The 19,591-nt window shown below is 45.6% G+C and carries 13 protein-coding genes; 7 read left to right on the top strand and 6 right to left on the bottom strand.

The window, feature by feature from the left end:
- Positions 1 to 45 precede the first annotated feature (45 nt).
- A complete protein-coding gene (locus tag EXU57_RS03875) occupies positions 46 to 462 on the top strand; it encodes an acyl-CoA thioesterase (protein WP_133266831.1) in 417 nt (138 codons plus the stop codon).
- Positions 463 to 681: 219 nt separating this feature from the next.
- Here the strand turns inward: EXU57_RS03875 and EXU57_RS03880 are convergent, their stop codons facing one another.
- Both EXU57_RS03880 and dacB read right to left on the bottom strand, forming a co-directional pair.
- Positions 682 to 1,110 (bottom strand): DUF6526 family protein, encoded by a 429-nt coding sequence (locus EXU57_RS03880; RefSeq protein WP_133266832.1) that lies wholly within the window; start codon positions 1,108 to 1,110, stop codon positions 682 to 684.
- A 26-nt stretch (positions 1,111 to 1,136) separates the two neighbouring features.
- Positions 1,137 to 2,525 (bottom strand): D-alanyl-D-alanine carboxypeptidase/D-alanyl-D-alanine-endopeptidase, encoded by a 1,389-nt coding sequence (dacB, locus tag EXU57_RS03885; protein WP_165958021.1) that lies wholly within the window; start codon positions 2,523 to 2,525, stop codon positions 1,137 to 1,139.
- Between the two features lie 60 nt (positions 2,526 to 2,585).
- On the opposite strand from dacB, the gene EXU57_RS03890 reads away from it, so the two are divergent.
- From EXU57_RS03890 to EXU57_RS03905, 4 genes are all read left to right on the top strand, one after another.
- On the top strand, positions 2,586 to 3,857 hold the full coding sequence (locus EXU57_RS03890; protein WP_133266834.1) for a CinA family nicotinamide mononucleotide deamidase-related protein: 1,272 nt from the start codon (positions 2,586 to 2,588) through the stop codon (positions 3,855 to 3,857).
- 217 nt (positions 3,858 to 4,074) lie between these two features.
- Positions 4,075 to 5,517, top strand: a complete 1,443-nt coding sequence (locus EXU57_RS03895; RefSeq protein ID WP_133266835.1) for a dihydrolipoamide acetyltransferase family protein — start codon at positions 4,075 to 4,077, stop codon at positions 5,515 to 5,517.
- Positions 5,518 to 5,576: 59 nt separating this feature from the next.
- Positions 5,577 to 6,308, top strand: a complete 732-nt coding sequence (locus EXU57_RS03900) for a DUF2490 domain-containing protein (protein ID WP_133266836.1) — start codon at positions 5,577 to 5,579, stop codon at positions 6,306 to 6,308.
- Positions 6,309 to 6,474: 166 nt separating this feature from the next.
- Positions 6,475 to 7,185 (top strand): hypothetical protein, encoded by a 711-nt coding sequence (locus EXU57_RS03905; protein ID WP_133266837.1) that lies wholly within the window; start codon positions 6,475 to 6,477, stop codon positions 7,183 to 7,185.
- A gap of 425 nt (positions 7,186 to 7,610) precedes the next feature.
- Here the strand turns inward: EXU57_RS03905 and EXU57_RS03910 are convergent, their stop codons facing one another.
- From EXU57_RS03910 to EXU57_RS03920, 3 genes are all read right to left on the bottom strand, one after another.
- A complete protein-coding gene (locus EXU57_RS03910; RefSeq protein WP_133266838.1) occupies positions 7,611 to 7,820 on the bottom strand; it encodes a PID-CTERM protein-sorting domain-containing protein in 210 nt (69 codons plus the stop codon).
- A gap of 14 nt (positions 7,821 to 7,834) precedes the next feature.
- A complete protein-coding gene (locus EXU57_RS03915) occupies positions 7,835 to 14,557 on the bottom strand; it encodes a fibronectin type III domain-containing protein (RefSeq protein WP_165958022.1) in 6,723 nt (2,240 codons plus the stop codon).
- A 297-nt stretch (positions 14,558 to 14,854) separates the two neighbouring features.
- Positions 14,855 to 15,289, bottom strand: coding sequence for a hypothetical protein (locus EXU57_RS03920; protein WP_133266840.1), 435 nt, complete (start codon positions 15,287 to 15,289; stop codon positions 14,855 to 14,857).
- Positions 15,290 to 15,994: 705 nt separating this feature from the next.
- On the opposite strand from EXU57_RS03920, the gene EXU57_RS03925 reads away from it, so the two are divergent.
- Together EXU57_RS03925 and EXU57_RS03930 are read left to right on the top strand one after the other, a co-directional pair.
- Positions 15,995 to 16,267 carry a hypothetical protein gene (locus tag EXU57_RS03925; RefSeq protein ID WP_133266841.1) on the top strand — a complete coding sequence of 91 codons (273 nt, stop codon included), beginning with the start codon at positions 15,995 to 15,997 and terminating at the stop codon, positions 16,265 to 16,267.
- A 424-nt stretch (positions 16,268 to 16,691) separates the two neighbouring features.
- A complete protein-coding gene (locus EXU57_RS03930) occupies positions 16,692 to 17,273 on the top strand; it encodes an RNA polymerase sigma factor (RefSeq protein WP_133266842.1) in 582 nt (193 codons plus the stop codon).
- 887 nt (positions 17,274 to 18,160) lie between these two features.
- Here EXU57_RS03930 and EXU57_RS03935 read toward each other — a convergent pair.
- Positions 18,161 to 19,111: a T9SS type A sorting domain-containing protein gene (locus tag EXU57_RS03935; protein ID WP_133266843.1), complete on the bottom strand. Its 951-nt coding sequence runs from the start codon at positions 19,109 to 19,111 to the stop codon at positions 18,161 to 18,163.
- Between the last annotated feature and the right edge of the window lie 480 nt (positions 19,112 to 19,591).

Consider the following 19,591-nt stretch of genomic DNA (forward strand, 5'->3'; position numbering starts at 1 on the left):
TGCGTATACTTTTAATCTTTGCCGTAGAAACAATAAAAAGCACCTATGTTCGAAAGTACCTGCCAACTAAGGGTTCGTTATGCTGAAACAGACCAGATGAACATTGTTTACTATGGCAACTATGCACAGTACTTTGAAGTTGGCAGAGTTGAAAGCATACGACAGCTTGGTTTCACTTACAAAGACATGGAAGCAATGGGAGTGATTATGCCGGTTGTTGAACTGCAGACAAAATACGTGCGCCCTGCGTATTACGATGACCTGTTAACAGTTAAAACCACGCTCCGTGAAATGCCCCTGGATCACCGGATTGAATTTCACCAGGAGGTATATAACGAGTCGGGAAAACTGCTGACGACAGGCCGGGTTGTATTGTACTTTATCAGGGCAGATAATAAAGCAAAGACCGTAATGCCCGAAGCACTTCGCGATAAGTTAGTCACCTATTTCAACGCTCCATAAGTCGGTCATCAAGCTTTCCAGGTAGTTAGTACCTGAAGCCGATGTTGAAGGGATGGGAATACTTGTGTTCTTAATTGAACAGAGATAAGACCATCCGTTCAATCCGCGCTATCCATGTGCCTTATTATGGACACACCCTAGCCTTAGTAGCGCAATATTTTATTCATCAAAACCCGGCGCAACCAAATGCAGCAACGCTATGTCAGCAACCAGCTGAACTCACAACCGGTAATAATCTCCCCGCCAGTTTTTGATGGCTTGCTTGATATCCTTTGCAGCCATTCCCTCTTCTGCAGCCTTTTTTGCCAACGGTGGAAACTCAGCGTCGGATGCAAAACGGAGCGCAATTACCTGCGACATATTCAACCTGCTGTCGAGTGCTGTGTTGGTCAGGTAGAAATGGCGGAAATTCTCTTCCGCTCGTATGGCACGATCCTGCGCTTTGAGTGCAAATGAACGCGTAAAGATGGTTAAGCTTACAAGAATAAGGGCGATTAAGCAGATAAGTGATGCCGAATAAAGATTGTCGTGGCTGCTGTTTGCCAAGTTTACAAATGAACCAATTAGTAAAGCGAGAACCGCCAGGTAAGTTACAATGTGGTAAGCGGGAACGATCTGGCTATGATTTTTGAAGTTCTGTTCTTTCATATTTATGTTGGTTTAGGTGAAGATAATTATTTAAGTATGTCGAGTATATTGTATAGCTGTCGCACAATCCCCGACGACGAACCGGTGTAGCCATTGATGATGATGGCAAAAGTATACGAACCGGTTTTTCCGTTTACATAGCCTGTAAAACTTCTTGCTCCGCCGATTGAGCCGCTTTTCATCCGCAGGTTGTTGATTTCAGGTAGTGCCTGGTAGAACTGGGTAAAGTAGGGTTTGCTTCTGGCGTATTGCATAGCCGTTGTGAGTGCATGTGCAGTTAACCTGTTCTGTGGAGATAAACCGCTGCCGTCAAGCATGTTGATCTCCGCGGGATCAATGGCACGCTCGCGCCAGAAACGTTTTATCGTTGCGAGCCCGGTATCAGCACTTCCAAACCCCGAATGTTGAAAGGCTATTGTTTTTACCAGGGCTTCGCCATATAGGTTGATGCTTCGTTTTAAGAACCAGTAATTGATACTGTCAAGCGGAGGGGATTGATGTACCAATAGTTTATTTGTGACAACTGTTTGGGAAGTAAACTGAGCACTGTCACGCAATGTACCGATGCTCACGTTTAGCGTATTGAGATGGCTGGAAAGGGTGTTGGTGAATTGTACGGAAGGATCGGGCATGGCCCCGGAAATGGTAAACGGATCCTCACCAAGGGGAATGGTTCCGCGGACAACCCCTGATGTACTGCCTGGCGCAAGGTAAATGACGGCGTTATCCCCGCTACCCCGTTTACCCGTGGTGAGCTCACTTACCAGGTGAACCCCATACATCGGCGGCAATGTTGAAACCACGCTTGCAGGATCACCTTCTTTTCTGCCAGGCTTCAACTTAAGGTCGAATTGATTTTCGCGCCAGTTTAGTGCAGCAACCCCTGCACCATAGTAATTGCCGATGTCATCCCAGATCCAGCCGCCAGGAATAGTCTGGGTTTCCCAGCTTGCCGCATCAACAAGGATATTTCCACTGATGCTTGTTATGCCGGCACTCTTAACTGCCTTAGCAAAATTGTCCAGTAGAACCGTCTCTTTAGTTGCGGGATATCGCCAGCTTCCCAAAGTAGGGTCACCGGATCCGGTAAGCACCAGGTTGCCATTTAATATTCCGCTACTAATGTTGCCGGTGTAACCTAAGGCTGTTTCAAACCTGAATGATGGTTTTAACAACTCAAGAGCGGCAATGCTGGTCAATATCTTCTGGCTGCTTGCGGCAGCCAACCCAACCTGGGCATTATGGTCGTAAACAACTTTACCTGTTTCAGCGTTTACTACGTACAAAGCCACAATCGCATGTTTACCCTGGCTATCGCTTAACAGCTTTCTGATACCGGCGTCGAGTTTTTGTGATAAGCTTTGCGCGAAAAGGGAAATAGGTAAAAAAACAGAAAAAATCAGGAGTTTACACATTCTCATACTTGTGACTACATTGCGCTAAAATTAAAGGATACTTACAACCTCACCAATTGTATGACTAAAGCACCGGTTTCTGCAACCATTATAACCATCGGAGATGAACTGCTGATTGGCCAGACCATAGATACGAACAGTGCCTGGATGGCACAGGAACTTAACAAACTTGGAATATGGGTTAAACGCCGTGTGGCGGTTGGCGACGTGTACGATGAAATCTGGCGTGCACTTGATGAAGAACGTAAGCAGGCAGACATTATATTGATGACCGGTGGACTTGGGCCTACTGCCGACGACATTACCAAGCCATTATTATGCGAGTACTTTGGCGGGAAGATGCGTGTTGATGAAGCAGCACTGGAGAATGTAAAAACCATTTTTCAGAAGTACCTGAACAGGCCCTTGCTCGAGCGAAATCTAAAACAGGCCGAGGTGCCCGATGTTTGTACCGTAATACAAAATGCTAATGGAACTGCGCCAGGCATGTGGTTCGAAAAAGAAGGCACCGTGTTTATTAGTATGCCGGGGGTTCCTTTTGAGATGAAGGGCATGATGCAGGATTACGTTTTGCCCCGGCTCCCCTCTATTTTCCGGTTGCAGTCTGTAGTACATAAAACGCTTTTGGTGGCCGGCATTGGGGAGTCTTTCCTGGCGGAACGGCTAATGGATTATGAAGCGAGCCTGCCGGATTACGTAAAGCTGGCTTACCTCCCGCACTACAGTTTACTTCGCCTAAGGCTAACCGGCCGAGGTGATGACCAGGCAGCGGTACTTGCCGAAGTAAACAGGTTATTCGGCATATTACAGGAGGAAGTAGCCGATGTGATGGTGATCAACGAAGACATAACGCTTGAAGAAGCCATTGGTAAAAACCTGGTCAGGCAAGGAAAAACGCTATCTCTCGCCGAGAGTTGCACTGGCGGATACATCTCACACCTGATAACCCGTGTTCCGGGCTCTTCAGCCTATTATGTCGGAGGAGTTGTTTCTTACGATAACAGCATAAAAGAGCAGGTGCTTGGGGTGAATGCCGACACACTGGATAATTCCGGAGCCGTGAGTGAAGAAACCGTTTGGCAAATGGCTAATGGAGTTCGTCAGTTAATGGCCACCGACTATTCGGTTGCGGTCAGCGGCATTATGGGACCAGGCGGCGGAACGGCTGATAAACCTGTAGGATTGGTTTGGATAGGGGTATCAGGGCATGGTAAAACCGTTACGCAAAAGTTCAACTTTCGCTTTGACCGTACACGGAATATCGAACTCACTGCGGTTAATGCCCTTAACATGTTGAGAATACTTATGCGGGAACACGAAACCGTGGCTTAACACCTCCTTTATACCTTTAGCCATAACAGCGCGTTTTGTTAATGTGCGGCAAAACGGACATCTTTGCAAGCTTGACAAGCTTTGCCAGTTATGATATTCCAATGGATATTGTTTTACCGTACAGTAGTGCGACCCACAGGCAGGTTGGGATACAGCGCAAGGATGTTGAGAAAAGAACAAATGCCCGGACCAAAATCATCCTATCAATAATTACAGCATGGCAACAGTGGATTTGATTATGCCTAAACTTGGCGAGAGTATTACCGAAGCCACCGTTTTGAAATGGCATAAAAAACCAGGCGATCGCGTAGAACTTGATGAAACGGTGCTCGACATTGCCACCGACAAGGTGGACAGTGAAGTACCGTCAACAGCCGAGGGCAGGATCGCTGAAATACTGTATGACGTAAATGATGTAGTTCCCATTGGTAAGGTTATAGCAAGAATTGAAACTGATGTAAACGCAACCTTAGGCAATCAACCAACACCAACTCCCGCTGCAACTCAAACCCAGGCTCCCGCCCAGGTGGAATCAGAACCTACAACAGACGCAATACCTTTCGTTCCACATTCACCGGGGAGTGCAGCACCAATTGCAGGCACCAACCGTTTTTATTCACCATTGGTTTTGAACATTGCGAATAGTGAAGGCATAGCGCTGAGTGAACTTGAACATATGGCAGGCAGCGGGGCTGATGGCAGGGTAACGAAAAAAGATATTCTGCTATACCTGGAAAATAAGCGAACCGGCAGGCCTATACCCATGCGCGGCCAGGAGAAAGCGCCTGAGAAGAGTAGCAAAGACCAGGAGGTTGATTTACCGCAGCAAAAACCGGCACCCGAAAACAAAGCTGTCGAAACAGCGGCAAGCCTGGACGAAATACCTGTTGAGAAGTCAAAGATTGCTGAAGCGCCTGATCGCACCAATGTTGCCCCTCAGCCTGTACAGGGTAATGTTGAAATTATCGAAATGGACCGTATGCGTAAGCTGATCGCTAAACATATGGTAGACAGTAAGCATACCAGCCCGCATGTAACCAGCTTTTCAGAAGCCGACGTGACCAATATGGTGATGTGGCGTGAAAAGGTGAAAAAAGACTTTGAACATCGCGAAGGAACGAAAATCACGTTCACCCCAATGTTTATTGAGTGCGTAGCAAAGGTGATTAAACAATTTCCATTTGTTAATTGCTCTGTCGATGGAGAACGGATTATTTTAAAAAAGGATATCAACATTGGTATGGCCACTGCCCTACCTAGTGGCAACCTGATTGTTCCGATCATAAAAAATGCCGACCACCTGAACCTTGTAGGCTTAAGTAAGTCGGTAAACTCTCTTGCTGATAATGCCCGTAAAAATGCATTAAAGTCGGATGACATATCCGGTGGCACGTTCACCATTACAAACGTGGGTACATTCGGGAGCCTTATGGGTACACCAATCATTAATCAACCCCAGGTAGCGATTCTAGCGGTTGGTGCAATTAAGAAAAGACCCGTTGTAATAGAAACTACGGACGGTGATGCTATCGGGATCCGGCATATGATGTACCTCTCACTTAGCTACGATCACCGGGTTGTAGATGGTAGTGTCGGGGCGAGCTTTTTAACCGCAGTAGCAAAAGAATTTGAAAACTGGGACGTTAACCGCAAAACATAGCATTCGGCAGATTATTGAATTCCGGTAAGTTAAATGTGCGGGTTGCCCGACAAATAGCCATGTTAAAAAAATTAAAGCTTTTCAAAGCCAACTTCTTCTTGTTGGCTTTTTTCATCTCGATACAGGTTAACGGGCAAACCCCGGGGCTTGGAACCTGGAACGTAATAAACGGCAAGTTTACCTTTAATAACAAGTGGAGTACCTTTTTTGAAGCACAAGCACGTTCCCAAAAATTTTATTACGACTTTCATTACCACGAGTATAAAGGAGGCATAGGCTACAATTTTCGAAAGCAGCTTTCGGTAGTGGTCGCGATGGGTCAGTATGTAACCTATTCGCCGGATGCGAATTTCAAGACTGTACAAACAAGCGAATTCAGGACCTGGCAGCAGTTTACCGTAACAAACGATATTGACCGGGTAAAACTTGAGCATCGCTACCGCGTGGAACAACGTTTTTTTAGCTCCGGTTTCAGAAATCGTTTCCGGTACCGTGTTAATGCCATTCTGCCGTTGAATAAACGGGAGGTAGAAACAAATACGGTGTACCTGAATTCCTTTAACGAAATATTCCTTAACAACCGGAAACCCCACTTCGAGCGGAATAGATTTTTTCTCGGCGTAGGGTACCAGTTTTCGGAACTCTTTACCTTGCAGTCGGGCTACCTAAGACAATACGACTACCGTGCCGACGGCGCCGGAACGGTGAAAGATTACTTTCAAACATCATTGCTTTTTAGCATCAATGAGTCACGAAGTGAAAGGGGAAGACGCCCCGGATCAGTTGACTAATGTTTTTGTACTGCAATTTCAGTTCCTTTGTTGTAACCCTGCGCTACATCCCCTTCAGGAATTTTTGGCCTGGCAATCGTTATCGACAGGTTAAACCGTTCTAATTATTTATGATATAATAAGTGTTATGATGTAAATTGATGTGAAGTTCACCAAAGCACATCGTATGAAAACATTGTCTGAAACATGGTTTGCTGAAGGCTATATCGATTTCGAGCTCAAAAAATATACATTGCTGGCCTATCTGCAGGAAGTTGGAAAATACTTCAATGAGCATAAGCTATATCCCCAACTTGCTGATGTAATCTTTCATTACAACAACATTGTTTCATTTAGGGAAAACAAAAAGTTTCTCCAGGAGCACTTTCCAAAACAGCTTACAGAGATTAACATCAAAAAACTTCAACTCGTTTACGAGCGAATGATTGAAGACGATGAACTGATGAAGGAACTTGAAGAGATCATCCAATTTTCTGCAACCAGGATCAAAGGCACGATCCAGAATGGAGCGGAAATATATGAATATGTTGAAACCAAACTGATCATAGCCCCGGTTGGCCTTGTACCGCTCGATACTAATGAAGGTTACCTTATGTTGCGCGATGTAAAGGGAAATGCAACAACAGTGTATCATTACCGGCTTTCCATTTTTGAAAAACACGATGAAAAGTACCGCGGTATCCATACCCATTATATTCAGCAATGGCAGCGGAGTGTGAGCAACTCACCCGAAAGCATAAAAGCGGAACTCATCCGAAACCGTAAAGAACTGCCAAACCCGGCAGTGTATCATATCGACACTGACCTCGCCTATCCGCTTGAAGAAACGTTGTTGCCGATAGCAAAGCGATCTTTTGTAAAGTTCATCAGCAAATAATCCTGCCATTTACACCTGTCTACGCTCCAGAGATTGATGATCATTCCGGCTGTCGGGGAATTATTATGCCCAGGTAAAAGCCAGCTATTTCCAACGTTTTTGTTATTGAACCTAATCCAAAAAACGACTGTTGCCAGCAGCATACTGCGGTCCTGAAGGAACATATTTAACCAACAGCTCGAATGCAGTTGCATGGCTAGTTCATAACGATACAAACTCTGCACGAATGTTCCTGGTGGCGAACCGGACATGGATCCCTCATTATTGTCGCCAACGAACCGGGTTCTGTTGGGTTTCAAATCCGGATGTACTGTTGGCAATACAATTTGGTGCAACAGTTTGGATCTAAAACCAGAACGATAGGAGGTTTTGAAAACAAAAAGGCTGCCTTCGAAAAGGCAGCCTGAAAATTGATCACCGCTGTATTAAAGTTCGGAGGTATTCCTTTTTTTGCGTTCGTCGCGAACTTTCTTAATTCCGTAGCCAACGCCCGCAGCTATGAGTACCGTAAGACCGCCGTCGATGGGTACATCAGGATCCTCACCCGGATCCTGAGCATAAGTAATAATCGGCAGCAATGCGGCTGCAACAGATAGAAGAGAAAAAACAATTTTTGTTTTTAATGCTTGCTTCATATAAATAATGGATTCTAATTGATGATTTTTATAGTTTCTTTTTTGTTGCCTGCTGAAATAATCTCAAGTATATATTGTCCTTTCAACAAGCGGTTACCAGCATTGATCGGTTCGGTACTGCTACCCTCTTCATGAGAAACCTGGCTGGTTAACACTGCCTGTCCTAATGCATTTACCAAACGCACCGTGTACAATCCCTGTGGCTTGTTCACAAACTGAAGATTGATCATTCCATTTGTAACCGGATTTGGATAGACCTGGAAGAACGACCTTTTCTTACCAACTTCTACGTTTACTACAGCACTGTACTGTTCTTGTCCCCCAGTTGAAACTATTTTGATCCGGTAGAAGTTAGACCCTTCTGATACAGTTTTGTCTAGCCATTGATAGGTTGCGTCACCATTGTTCAAGGCTTTTTGTGAATTAACAGCGTTAAAGGTACGACCGTCGGTTGATTTTTCAACTTCGTAGCTAGCGGTATTTGTCTCATTTTGTACTTTCCACTCCAGGGCGATGTTGTTACCCTGCTGCAACGCTTTCACCGAACGCATTGTTACGGGAAGCGCATTTGCCGGACTCAACACGATCATAAACCGGTCGTTTGCTGAAGATCCGGGGTCTGCATTAACATCAAAGGATACAGTAGTGGTGGTTGTAAGACTTACTGGAATTTGCGTGTTTTTGTATTTGTCTACAACATATCCAACTAAACCTTCAGGCATGTTTTTACCGGTTACTTCCAGTTGATAAGACTTCACACCCATGTTCGTTATATCAAGGTAAATCGTATCTGTTGCAGCAACCTCATGGCGTTTTTCAACGATCATCAGCTTGTTCTCCCTGCGTAATCCAAGGTTTTCTGCGAAGTTGCTGATCTTGATTACGTCTTCATGAGTTACAGCCGGTGAGTATGATTTATCAAACCGAACCCTCGTGCCATCTGCGAGCGTTGTGCTATTGTCGGCAGCTACGATCATCAGGTTGGTTAAGAGTTGGGGCTGCGCGTCCTGTGTTCTGAACGGATTAACTGTAGATACCTGATCCGTTTTTGAAGCTTCGGTAAATACAACGTTAGCATCGCTACCTGAAGCCTTCAACAGGAAGGCCTGACCTGAATGAAGGTAACGAAGCGTATTGTCACTGGTTGTTCCACCAGCAATTTCAGGAGTTTGACGGTAGGTATTTGCCCCTGTTCTTTCTACTACCCTAAAGCCTCCCACACCAAAACGCCCGGTGAGGTTTGCATCCCAAATGTAGTACTGCTGGTTCAGGTTGGGTGTAGTTGCTATGGTTTCGAAGTCGACAGGTGACGCGTAAGGATTACCCACAAGTGTATAGCCTGGGCCGGTTGATGAAACCACCTGCGCTTGGGTACCCATTTTAAGGTTTCCCATGCTACGGAGGGTTGTTGGGGTATGAAGGCTGTTGAATGGTGTAGCGGTCCTATCTCCCCTTACGAATAACATGTAACCAGGATTTGTTGACAATGGAACCAATGTGGAAGGAACATTCGACCACGTTGCACCTGCCGTTCCACCCTGATTGTGCATCAATATTGATGAAGCCGGTGAAGTCATATCAAATCCATTTGAACCATTAAACAGTGGTGAGGTGATGATTGTACCAGAGTCTGCAATGTTGCGTCCATTCTCCTGCCAGGTTTCCCTGATGGTGCGTGAACCCGCAACTGGTACACTCAACAGGCGCCATGCTCTTCTGCCGTTATCAGGAATGTAACGTTCAACTGTAACCTCGCCATTTATTGTCCCGGAAGATGGTCCTACCGATGCAGTACCAGCAGCACCTGATCTTACGATCATATTAGCTCCACCGGTAACAGTAAGCGTACCATTAACTGTGATGTCGAAGCCCGTACCGTCGTTGATGTTGAGTTGACTACCTGTAGTTACCGTTAGCGCACCAGAAGGTGACACTGTTGTTTGATCGGTAGTAACAGGGCTTGCAACAGCAACCGCATGACCCACGGTTATTGTACCAGCCCTGAAGTCGGGGCTGATTGTAGCCGGACTAATTACAGTGGTGCTGAAGTTATCTGGCGATGACTCCCAGGTATTTGCATCACCCCAATTGCCGTTCTGGCGTGTACGGAAGTTGTCAGTAATACTACTTCCTGCAGAGCTGCCAGAAGTTGAACCCGTTCCGGCTGCACTAAATGCTGTCAGGACGTTATCACCATTTCTTGCCTGAATCGTAAAGCTGTAGCTGGTTGATGGAGTCAGACCCGTAACGGTTCTTGTTCCCCAAGCTGCAATTGTCTGGAACACCGGTGTTGCTCCAAGTGTACCATTTGCCTGTACATACTGTCCCCCTACTGCAATTGCATAAACTGTTGTTGCAGGATTACCGTTTGCTGAAGAGGCAAGCGATACATCAAGTGTGCTGGTTGTAGCATTGCTTACCGTTGGTGCACCTGGTGTGTTTGCCAGGGTGTAAAACGCTACGTCGTTGCCATTGCTGGTTCCACCGGCGTTAACACCAACAGCACGGTAGTGGTATTGGGTATTTGGGGCAAGTGATGATATTGTTGCTGAAACCGCGGTTGCTGATGTACCCGTAACCGGTGAAGGTGTAGCAGGAACAGAAGAACCATAAGCGGCTGTAAGCCCATATTCAAACGTAACGGTGGTTGAAGAACCATTTGCATTAACAGAACCATTCAATGTGGCAGCAGTTGTGCTAACCGCAGTCGGTGCATTGGTGGTAACGGTTGCTGAATTCGGAGGAGCAAGTGTTGAACCCGTTCCGGCTGCACTAGATGCTGTCAGAACGTTATCGCCGTTTCTTGCCTGGGCGGTAAAGCTATAGCTGGTTGAAGGGGTCAGACCGGTAACGGTTCTTGTTCCCCATGCTGCAATTGTCTGGAACACCGGTGTTGCTCCAAGTGTACCATTTGCCTGTACATACTGGCCACCTACTGCAATTGCATAAACTGTTGTTGCAGGATTACCGTTTGCTGAAGAGGCAAGCGATACATCAAGTGTATTGGTAGTAGCATTGCTTACCGTTGGTGCACCTGGTGTGTTTGCCAGGGTGTAAAACGCTACGTCGTTGCCATTGCTGGTTCCACCGGCGTTAACACCAACAGCACGGTAGTGGTATTGGGTATTTGGAGCAAATGATGATATTGTTGCTGAAACCGCGGTTGCTGATGTACCCGTAACCGGTGAAGGTGTAGCAGGAACAGAAGAACCATAAGCGGCTGTAAGCCCATATTCAAACGTAACGGTGGTTGAAGAACCATTCGCATTAACAGAACCGTTCAATGTGGCAGCAGTTGTGCTAACCGCAGTCGGTGCATTGGTGGTAACGGTTGCTGAATTCGGAGGAGCAAGTGTTGAACCCGTTCCGGCTGCACTAGATGCTGTCAGAACGTTATCGCCGTTTCTTGCCTGGGCGGTAAAGCTATAGCTGGTTGAAGGGGTCAGACCGGTAACGGTTCTTGTTCCCCATGCTGCAATTGTCTGGAACACCGGTGTTGCTCCAAGTGTACCATTTGCCTGTACATACTGTCCACCTACTGCAATCGCATAAACTGTTGTTGCAGGATTACCGTTTGCTGAAGAGGCAAGCGATACATCAAGTGTATTGGTAGTAGCATTGCTTACCGTTGGTGCACCTGGTGTGTTTGCCAGGGTGTAAAACGCTACGTCGTTGCCATTGCTGGTTCCACCTGCGTTAACACCAACAGCACGGTAGTGGTATTGGGTATTTGGGGCAAGTGATGATATTGTTGCTGAAACCGCGGTTGCTGATGTACCCGTAACCGGTGAAGGTGTAGCAGGAACAGAAGAACCATAAGCGGCTGTAAGCCCATATTCAAACGTAACGGTGGTTGAAGAACCATTCGCATTAACAGAACCGTTCAATGTGGCAGCAGTTGTGCTAACCGCAGTTGGTGCATTGGTGGTAACGGTTGCTGAATTCGGAGGAGCAAGTGTTGAACCTGTTCCGGCTGCACTAAATGCTGTCAGAACGTTATCGCCGTTTCTTGCCTGGGTGGTAAAGCTGTAGCTGGTTGAAGGGGTCAGACCGGTAACGGTTCTTGTTCCCCATGCTGCAATTGTCTGGAACACCGGTGTTGCTCCGAGTGTACCATTTGCCTGTACATACTGTCCACCTACTGCAATTGCATAAACTGTTGTTGCAGGATTGCCGTTTGCTGAAGAGGCAAGCGATACATCAAGTGTGCTGGTAGTAGCATTGCTTACTGTTGGTGCACCTGGTGTGTTTGCCAGGGTGTAAAACGCTACGTCGTTGCCATTGCTGGTTCCGCCTGCGTTAACACCAACAGCACGGTAATGGTATTGGGTATTGGGTGCAAGTGACGATATTGTTGCTGAAACTGCGGTTGCTGATGTACCCGTAACCGGTGAAGGTGTAGCAGGAACAGAAGAACCATAAGCGGCTGTAAGGCCATATTCAAACGTAACGGTGGTTGAAGAACCATTTGCATTAACAGAACCGTTCAATGTGGCAGCAGTTGTGCTAACCGAAGTTGGTGCATTGGTAGTAACGGTTGCTGAATTCGGAGGAGCAAGTGTTGAACCCGTTCCGGCCGCACTGAATGCTGTCAGGACGTTATCGCCATTTCTTGCCTGGGTCGTAAAGCTGTAGCTGGTTGAGGGGGTCAGACCGGTAACGGTTCTTGTTCCCCATGCTGCAATTGTCTGGAACACCGGTGTTGCTCCGAGTGTACCATTTGCCTGTACATACTGTCCCCCTACTGCAATTGCATAAACTGTTGTTGCAGGATTACCGTTTGCTGAAGAGGCAAGCGATACATCAAGTGTGCTGGTAGTAGCATTGCTTACTGTTGGTGCACCTGGTGTGTTTGCCAGGGTGTAAAACGCTACGTCGTTGCCATTGCTGGTTCCACCTGCGTTAACACCAACAGCACGGTAGTGGTATTGGGTATTTGGACCAAGTGATGATATTGTTGCTGAAACCGCGGTTGCTGATGTACCCGTAACCGATGAAGGTGTAGCAGGAACAGAAGAACCATAAGCGGCTGTAAGGCCATATTCAAACGTAACCGTGGTTGAAGAACCATTTGCATTAACGGAACCGTTCAATGTGGCAGCAGTTGTGCTAACCGCAGTTGGTGCATTGGTAATAACGGTTGCTGAATTCGGAGGAGCAAGTGTTGAACCCGTTCCGGCTGCACTGAATGCTGTCAGGACGTTATCGCCGTTTCTTGCCTGGGTGGTAAAGCTATAGCTGGTTGAAGGGGTCAGACCGGTAACGGTTCTTGTTCCCCATGCTGCAATTGTCTGGAACACCGGTGTTGCTCCGAGTGTACCATTTGCCTGTACATACTGTCCACCTACTGCAATTGCATAAACTGTTGTTGCAGGATTGCCGTTTGCTGAAGAGGCAAGCGATACATCAAGTGTGCTGGTAGTAGCATTGCTTACCGTTGGTGCACCTGGTGTGTTTGCCAGGGTGTAAAACGCTACGTCGTTGCCATTGCTGGTTCCACCTGCGTTAACACCAACAGCACGGTAGTGGTATTGGGTATTTGGGGCAAGTGATGATATTGTTGCTGAAACCGCGGTTGCTGATGTACCCGTAACCGGTGAAGGTGTAGCAGGAACAGAAGAACCATAAGCGGCTGTAAGGCCATATTCAAACGTAACCGTGGTTGAAGAACCATTTGCATTAACAGAACCGTTCAATGTAGCAGCAGTTGTGCTAACCGAAGTTGGTGCATTGGTAGTAACGGTTGCGGTTGCATTTTCATTTACATCAGTAACAGTTACCAATAGTGTTTGGTCGGCCGTGGTCTTGCCATCGCTTACCCTCACTACAACTTCATATACGTTATCACCGTTAGCATCAGCTGGACTTTCAAAGTTTGGAGCAGTGTTAAATGATAATACCCCGGTGCTTGAAATGCTAAACTGGCTAGCGTCTGCTCCACAACTAATGGCGTAGGTAAGTGGGTCATTGTCTGCATCGGTGGCTGCAATTGTTCTAACCACCGTGCTGTTCTCCGCTATCGAAGCCGTGGTGTTGCTACCTCCCGAAAGTACCGGAGGTTGATTGTTGGGAACGATGCTGACAAATGAGTTCTGCGTATAAGATCCCCCATTTACAGGTGTCGTTGAACCGGTAGTCTGATAAAATGGTTGTTGTTCATTAGTGACATCCCCAAAAACAAGCACCTGGAAATAAAAATAGTTTGCTCCCGTGCTTCCACCATTGGCCAAACTTGCCAGGATGGTATTGTCACGGTTAAAGTTACTCGGACAGCCATTAAACTGTATACTAAAAACCTGTTGTTCAACCCCTACGGTCCAACTGTGATCAACTGTTCCAGCGCCGGCAAACACAAAGGTGTAGACATAATAAGAAACCCCATTTACTGTTTGGGTGGAAAGGTTTACCTCCCGACTTTGGGTTCCCAGGTTATTCACCAAAAAAGAAGGAATTAAACCACCAATCCCGGCAACCGGGCCAAGACCATTCGCCGTGGTCACGGGAGAGCCAGTGGTATAAAAAGGCTGAGGCGTTGTTGTAGCAGGTACCAATAAGGTCAAACTTAACTGCTCATCTTTGCCAGAAAATGTAGTAGAAGATTTAAAATAAACATCAACTGAATTTACTGTAGCGCCAGGCCTGATCGAGGCCTGCATCTGAGGAGCTTGTGCAAAAGCACCCGGTATACTCATTAAAGAAAGAACAAATAGAAAGAAAATTGTAAAGAGATGCTTCATAAAACGATGATGAGGATTAGAATTTGGATTAGCAGCAGCCGATTCCGGATTTTTAACAAAATGCTGGCGAATGTATTTCATATTTAACAAAGTCTACAATTAAAAAACCGTGAACTCATTATACAGGGCTAGATGAAATGTTGCAGGCTTTTGACAGTTAGGACATCAAACAGGTATAATGGATGGCCAGATGAGCGGCTACTAATAAGAGGTGATACATAGATTTGCATGTAGGTTGTAGTTTGGTAACAAGCTGTAACGAAAAGGAGCGTGCTTTATTTTAGAAGGAGGCTCTTTTTACGCAACAAAGTCAAGCTCGTATCCGAATAAGGCGAAATAGATATTCTGAAGCTGGTGCAGGGTTGTTATCTTTTCAACCGGCAATTTCTTACCTGCAAGCGAAATAACAAACTCATGATCTTCGCCGCCTAGCTCAATTAACGCTTTCACCCATCCTTGTTTATGTTTTTGGAACCCGGCTGCTTCGAGCAATTTGGCGGATAATTTTACCGGTTCGAATTCTTCCAGGCTTTTGAATATAGGCTCCAATTGGATCAGGTCATCCTCGAAAGGTTCAACACGGTGCTCCATTCTCGACGATCCATAACCGATCGTATCAATTCTTATTTCAGCTATCTCGACCATTAAAGCAGTAAGTGTAATCTTTGGGTTTACCAAAGCAGGGTTCCAGGTAATCAGGTTGCCCAACCGTAATTCATTTAGTTTGATCATAGCCAAAATTGATGTTTATATATCTTTAAACATACTACAATCTTAGCTAATGCTTAGGTTACTGTTAGGTTAACAGCAAGGCGATCATTACAAGCTGGGGGCAGGTGTTTATCGCCATACAAGTGCGCCATGTTGGGGACCTTGCGGCAACAATGCTGAATTGAATTCAGGAAACGAGCATTTCCTTATCTAGAAGTAATTAACAGCATTGAACACATGTATGCCTGGATACCAATAAGCATAGCGGGTATGAACTTCAGCAGATCCCAAATAAGGTAGCTTGACTCATTGTTGATTAATCTGCTTGTATGATTGGTTTAAGGATTATGGTGTGCGGACAACCCGGTAATTCCGTCGCAGGTGGCTAACGATTTGCGATGGAGATTAACGGGTCGGGTCCAAAACAATCCGTGCGACGAAAAGTGAAATTAAGTGAGTGACACCTTGCGTACGGAGTTCATCGGGGCGGGCAACGATGCTCAACCCATATTCCTCTGCTGGTTACTAAAAAAACATTTCTGAATGAAACGTCTTGTTTAGTTAAGCTTAGAACTGGATCTACAGGCGGTAATCACGGGATGGTAAGGAATAATTACCGTTAATGGATTTTTAATATTATATATATCGTAGTATTTAAGTTCACCTTTTAAGCAGCTGAAAATATTAAACGCCTAGCTTCGCGGTTCAATTTTAAAAACTAATATCATGGAAGCAACCATTGTATTGAAAACCCAGGACTTTACCCCGGATTTTGCAGACGGACTGATTAAAGTATTTGGAACAGAAGCGATGTTGAATATAAAAGTGGAGTATGATTTGAATCCTTCAAAAGATGCAAATGCCAGTCAAAATTCAAATGCTGCAGATGGCGCAGCTCCGAAAAGAAGAGGCAGAAAGCCAGGTTCGAAAAATGTGGTTAGTGAAGTTGAGGCAGCACCAAAAAAACGCGGACGTAAACCAAAGGTCGCTGCAGAATAACGCTTCTTACCATACACAAACGAATTGACCAGCCCGATAGCTGGTCTTTTTCATTTATAGCAGTTTGTATATAGTGCCTTGGGCTAAGCTGTCATTTGGCGTTGTCATTCTGATCGGATCAAGGTCAAATTCGCTGACAGGTTACAACGAATGGCTGCTGGCGGGTAAACGGCTACAGAGCGCTGAACACGTATCATTATGTGAATTCTAATGATTTCGAAAAAATTTAAGCATCCAGGCAATAAATCTTACAATATGACCAATCCGGTTATCCGCTAACCTCTTCTGCTTACAGGGTACCGGTAAATTGGTGTTGTTTTACATCATGATAGCAACGGATACAAACTCCGGCAGGTATCAGGAAAACGAGAACTAATCCAACTATTCTATTCAAAATCTTATTCATCCAAACAAACCAATTCTTATGAAAACACTTGCACAATCAACCGACACTCAACTGGTTCATGCGTTTCAACAAGGAAACAGCCTTGCCCTGGAAGTACTGATCAACCGGTACAAAGACAAGATTTTTGCTTCAATTCTTTTTCTTGTTAAAGACAAATACCTTGCTGAAGACTTGTTCCAGGATGCATTTATTAAGGTGATTGACACCATTCGCAAAGATCGTTACAGCGAAGAAGGCAAGTTTTTACCATGGGCAATGCGTATCGCCCACAACCTGTGTGTTGATCATTTTCGTAAAGTAAAGCGTACCCCATCTATCAAGACCAGCGACGACAGGGACATTTTCGAGGTGATCAATATGTCCGAAGCCGGGGCGGATAGCAAAATCATGCAATCACAATCACACGATAGCGTAAGAAAGATGTTAGATTTACTGCCTGATGAGCAAAGAGAAGTGATCGTTCTACGCCACTACGCTGACCTCAGCTTTAAAGAAATCGCCGAAATGACCAATTGCAGCATTAATACTTCACTTGGAAGAATGCGCTATGGTTTGATCAACCTCAGAAAAATGATGACCGAAAAACAAATCGCCATCTGATAATTATACTTAGTAGGCCGTCGCACTGAAGAGGCTGTTTAATAGAAGGGAGCACTATCCGGAGACGGATTTGCTCCCTTTTTTATTTGCGCACCTTCCGTAACAGGGGTAAAATGCGGGCAATCATTTCTGCCGTACACAACACTCCTATTCCATGCGATCACCAAAACCATGGACAAAGGAATATAGTCAGACTACTTCTTCTGTGCAGCAACAACAATTGTTGACAGTACCAAACAGATATTGTTGTGCAAACAGCACTGGTTGGGAGTATTTCCATACGAGCGGCTTATTTACTACCCTACCCTGCCAAGTCTGTTGCAAACCGCATCCATGGACGGATTTCACTGGCTTTGCGGAAATTAGCTGTTATGTAACCCGACTTTGTTCCTCCAAGATACCCTTGTAGTAAAGTATCCATAACGGCGGTCGTCTGTAAACAGGGCTGACCTTGAATGCTTAACCAAGCTGTCCTTTTTTTGTGCATACAGCACTGGCGCTTATCAAACTGGTATCTGACAACTGTACTGGTGAAGTTTCCTGGCAATAGCCCGCGTTAATAACATAATGGTGGGCCAATGCACCAGTTTCGATCACGCCAAGGCCTCGAATGTACGAGTCCGCGTGAAATTCAGAACAGACTTGCCTGGTAGATTTTCGTTATAGGATAGGCACGCTAGGGCAAATTCAAGCATCTGACTTGGGATTAACAGGGTTCAACGGCCGTATGCCTTCCGCCAAACGGCAGTGCCTCATACGGGCGACCGCTTCATTATTTCCGACTGGATAAGACCAATATGGGCTGAGAAACCCGCCTGGCTTGATGATGGGCAAAAAAAAAGGCCCCGATCGTAAGTGATCGGAGCCTTAAATGATTGGTGATAATTTTATTTCTGAACAACAACCTTAGTTGTAGAAACTTCTTTGTCTTTGTCAAGGATCTTAACATAGTAAGTGCCGCTCGCCAAATTTGAAAGATTGATGGAACGGTTCAGCGTTTTAGATGCATTAGCCGCTACTTCCTCGCCTGATCCGCTAAAAACTGCGATTGTCGCGTTCTCACGTCCGCGAGGCAACCTTACATTTACCAGTCCTGAAGTAACAGTAGGGTAAACAGTAGGCGTTGTTTTCTCAACAACCGCTTCTATCACAGGTTTGGTTACCTGTACCTGTTCTGCAGCACCTACGTAAGACAGCTTAGATCCATTAGGACTGTTGCCGTTTAAAGGCGATTTTGACTGTTCGTTTTTGTAAAACGGTGCTTTGTAGTTGGTAATATCGCCGAGGGTGTTTGATTGGAAGTACCAATAAGCGCTTCCCTGTGCGCCACCAGATGGCAGGTTAACCAAAAGTGCTTTTGTTGGATCACAATCTGAAGTACAGCCGTTGAACTGGATGCTGAACATTTTTTGTTCTACGCCCGCCGTCCAGTTATGCTTGGTGTTGGCTGTACCAGCAAAAATAAAGGTGTATATAAAATAAGGAACCTCATCAATTGTTTGCTTGCTTACCACAACTTCCCTTGAAGTGCTCCCCAGATTAACCTCGAGAAAAGAGGGCTGGAGGCCTGCGATACCTCTAACCGGACCGGTAGTGTTTGCAGTTACACCTGCAGAACCCAGGGTTGGTGCGGGGGTAACCGATGCTGGAACAGCTAAAACAAAGGTCATAGACTCATCCCTTTGCGAAAACGTTTCAGAAGGCTTAAGGTAAATGTCAACCGTACGTGGCGAACTGCCTTTACGCAACGAACCTTGCATCGTTTGAGCAGAGACCCCCAGGGCTGAAAGAACCAAGAAGCCAGCCACTAAACTTTTCGAAAAAAATGCTTTTGTCATATGTAAGATTGTGAGATGATTGATAAAGATGATAAAATCCGGCTATAGGTTGTCTTTGGCCCTGATTTGCTTGATAAAAGCACACAATACTGCCCCGGTTTGTACCACAAAACTACAGCGTATTTGTCCATTAGCCTATTAAATTCCGTTTAAAAGGTAAGAAGAAATCCTTATATTCCACAGCTATTTTCAATTCAGCTATAATGATTAAGGGCAATAGGTATCAACTTATTAAGTGCCAGGCATTATGCCCTAAGTCGCGCTCGTCATCCAGGGTTTCCGCTTATTAAACGACATTTCTTACACAATCGTATTTATCCCCCAAAAATGTTGTCAATTAAAGTTCCTAAGTTTGAACCCAAACCCTTTGGTTAATCTTCCGACCATTCAATTAACTTTTTCGAAGACCTTAATACCTCGCGACCTAAACAAGAAAACTACCCTAATAAGTAGACACCCCTTTAGCCCCGTGCCCCGCTT

Origin of the sequence: Segetibacter sp. 3557_3, assembly GCF_004354985.1 — a bacterium.
In the GTDB taxonomy this organism is placed as follows: Bacteria; Bacteroidota; Bacteroidia; order Chitinophagales; family Chitinophagaceae; genus Segetibacter.